Here is a 3110-nt window from a genome sequence, read left to right on the forward strand (position 1 = left end):
CTAGATACTTTATGTCCCGGACTCTTTTTATTTAACTATATGTTCAATAAAATACTGAGTTATACGATAATCATCTGTTAATTCTGGATGGAAAGACACACCTAGGTATTTCCCTTGCTTAACAGCTACTATTTTATCACTAATAGAACTTAATATTTCTACATTATTTTCTACACTAACAATATGTGGTGCTCTTATAAAGACACCTTCTATATCTTTTGCAATACCTTTAACATCTAACTCAGCTTCAAAACTATCTACTTGTCTACCAAAGGAATTACGCGCAACAGTAATATCTAATTTTTTTAGATATCCTGTCTCACCTTCTACATCTTTTGCAAGCACAATAAGACCTGCGCAAGTTCCAAACATTGGTAAATCAGATTGTTGTAATTTTTCTTTAAAGCCATATAAATCCATAAGTCTTCTTAAAGTTGTAGATTCACCACCAGGGAGAATAAGACCATCAATTTCATCTAATTGTTCAACTTTCTTAACTGCTATACCTTCGTGACCACTTAATTCAATGTGACGAATATGTTCACGTACTGCACCTTGTAACGCTAATACACCAATCTTCATAAATTACCAACCACGCTCTTGCATACGTTCTTCTAATGAGATTTTATTTATATCTAAACCTTTCATTGCAGTTCCTAATTCAGCTGCTAATTTTCCAATTAATTCATAATCTTGATAATGAGTTGTAGCTTGAACAATAGCTTTTGCAAATTTTTCTGGAGCTTCAGATTTAAAAATACCTGAACCCACAAATACCCCATCAGCACCTAATTCCATCATTAAGGCAGCATCTTGAGGTGTTGCTACACCACCCGCTGCAAAGTTTACTACTGGTAAACGACCTTCTTCTTTAATTTGTTTTAATACATTATATGGTGCACCTAATTCTTTGGCATAAGTCATAATTTCATCGTCATTCATTACAGTTAGACGACTAACCTCAGAATTAACTTTTCTCATGTGACGTACAGCTTCTACAATATTACCTGTTCCAGGTTCTCCTTTAGTACGTAACATCGCTGCACCTTCGCCAATACGTCGTGCTGCTTCACCTAAATTACGGCAACCACAAACAAATGGTACAGTAAATTGATCTTTTCTTAAATGAAATTCTTCATCTGCAGGAGTAAGAACTTCAGATTCATCAATATAGTCTACACCCATAGCTTCTAATACACGTGCTTCTGTAATATGACCAATACGTGCTTTAGCCATTACTGGAATTGAAACAGCATTCATTACTTCTTCAACAATTTTAGGATTGGCACTACGTGCTACACCACCAGCTGCTCTAATATCAGATGGTACGCGTTCTAAGGCCATAACTGCTACTGCTCCAGCTTCCTCTGCGATTCTAGCTTGTTCAGCATTCACAACATCCATAATGACGCCGCCTTTTTGCATTTCAGCCATACCGCGTTTAACTCTTTCAGATCCTACAATTTTAGACATTTATAAAACCCCTTTTCAATTGATTAAATCCATTTTAAAATATAAACTGATGTTTAAAAAGGTACAATTTTAATAAAAAATTAGGGGTCAGATTTATGATGAAGAAAAAATCATTATATATTTCTTTATATGAAAAGCTAAAAAAACAAATTATTGAAGGTGTATATGAATCAAACGATAAATTTCCATCTAAAAGACAGTTGAGTCAACATTTATCACTTAGTCATACTACAATTGAGCATGCCTATCAGTTACTTTTAGATGAAGGATTTATATACTCAAAACCACGTTCAGGTTATTATGTTTCAGAAATTCAATCATTACCAGTAACAAATAGTTATCCTGAAATAAGTGATATATTAGAAACTGATAAGACTACACAGAAAAATACGTATCAGTATCAATTCAATTTAGCTGAAATTGATGCTGAACATTTTCCTAGCCATTTATTTAAAAGGTATGCTAAAGAAGTATTTGAAGAAGATCAACTTGCCCTTTTGAGTAAAGGAAGCGTTCAGGGAGAATTTAACTTAAGACAGCAAATTTCTCATTATTTATTTAATAGTAGAGGAGTATCTTGTCATCCAGATCAAATCATAATTGGCTCTTCAACTGAACAATTATTAAATATGGTCACTGATTTATTAAAAGATTCATCATTTATTATAGAACAACCTAGTTATCCACCAATTAAACATGTACTGGATAAGCATAGAATAAGTTATACACAAGCTAGAGTAGAAAAAGATGGAATTAATATCGATGAAGTCTTCCAAAAAAATAATGATATTTTATATATCACACCATCTCATCAATTTCCAACAGGATATGTGATGAGTTTAAAGAAGCGCACACAACTTATAAAATGGGCACAACAAAAGAAAGAACGATATATTATTGAAGATGATTATGATTCAGAATTTAGATATTTCGGAAAACCTATTCCAGCATTACAGAATTTAGATAAAAAACAAAAAGTAATATATATTAGTACATTTTCGAAATCGCTTTATCCAAGTTGTCGTATGGCATACATTGTCTTACCAAATAAACTGCTAAAATTATTCCGAGAGATGAAATACGTTGAAAGCAATACTGTGCCTGTACATCTACAACATATGGTAGCACAATTTATGGCAACTGGTAGCTTTGAACGTCATCTTAATAAAATGAGAAGAATATATAAAAATAAATTAACTTTTATTTTAGAAAAACTAACACCATATAAAGGACAATTGAAAATTGAAGGCGCACTAACAGGAATGCACTTCACACTTGTAGTTAAAAATAATTTAACATTAAATGAATGCATAAAAAGAACGAAAAAATGCAATCTTAAATTAACGCCTTATCCTTATAGCAACAAAAAAGCACAACCTCCTACTTTCTTAATTGGCTTTGGAGGTATCCCAGAAGAAAAATTAGAGAAGCATGTTAATGCGCTTATTAAAGCACTTACTGTTTAAATAGAAGAAATAAGTTCTGACTCATTTTGGATTGGTAGTCATTGAACGTGAACTTTTTTAAGAAGTCACTATGCTAGCAATCCTTAGTGTATATTCATTTAGTCATCTTTTAATTAGTTATATATAGATATATATTTTAAAATAAAAAAAGAGACCTCACGGTCTCAATAT

The 3110-nt window shown here is 32.0% G+C and carries 3 protein-coding genes; 1 reads left to right on the forward strand and 2 read right to left on the reverse strand.

Annotation, left to right across the window (positions count from 1 at the left end; genetic code table 11):
- Positions 1 to 27: 27 nt before the first annotated feature.
- Together pdxT and pdxS are read right to left on the reverse strand one after the other, a co-directional pair.
- Positions 28 to 582 (reverse strand): pyridoxal 5'-phosphate synthase glutaminase subunit PdxT, encoded by a 555-nt coding sequence (gene pdxT, locus HMPREF2561_RS07015; protein WP_017175299.1) that lies wholly within the window; start codon positions 580 to 582, stop codon positions 28 to 30.
- Positions 583 to 585: 3 nt separating this feature from the next.
- Positions 586 to 1473, reverse strand: coding sequence for a pyridoxal 5'-phosphate synthase lyase subunit PdxS (gene pdxS, locus HMPREF2561_RS07020; RefSeq protein WP_017175298.1), 888 nt, complete (start codon positions 1471 to 1473; stop codon positions 586 to 588).
- 95 nt (positions 1474 to 1568) lie between these two features.
- Between pdxS and HMPREF2561_RS07025 the strand changes: the two genes are divergently transcribed.
- Positions 1569 to 2939, forward strand: coding sequence for a MocR-like pyridoxine biosynthesis transcription factor PdxR (locus HMPREF2561_RS07025; protein ID WP_070468583.1), 1371 nt, complete (start codon positions 1569 to 1571; stop codon positions 2937 to 2939).
- The last annotated feature ends 171 nt before the right edge of the window (positions 2940 to 3110 follow it).

It is taken from the genome of Staphylococcus sp. HMSC069E10 (assembly GCF_001809205.1).
Classification (GTDB): domain Bacteria; phylum Bacillota; class Bacilli; order Staphylococcales; family Staphylococcaceae; genus Staphylococcus; species Staphylococcus hominis.

What these genes read in the sequence shown, in the direction of transcription:
- pdxT (WP_017175299.1), bottom strand. Translation starts at nt 582, where the DNA reads ATGAAGATTGGTGTATTAGCGTTACAAGGTGCAGTACGTGAACATATT.
- pdxS (WP_017175298.1), bottom strand. Translation starts at nt 1,473, where the DNA reads ATGTCTAAAATTGTAGGATCTGAAAGAGTTAAACGCGGTATGGCTGAA.
- HMPREF2561_RS07025 (WP_070468583.1), top strand. Translation starts at nt 1,569, where the DNA reads ATGATGAAGAAAAAATCATTATATATTTCTTTATATGAAAAGCTAAAA.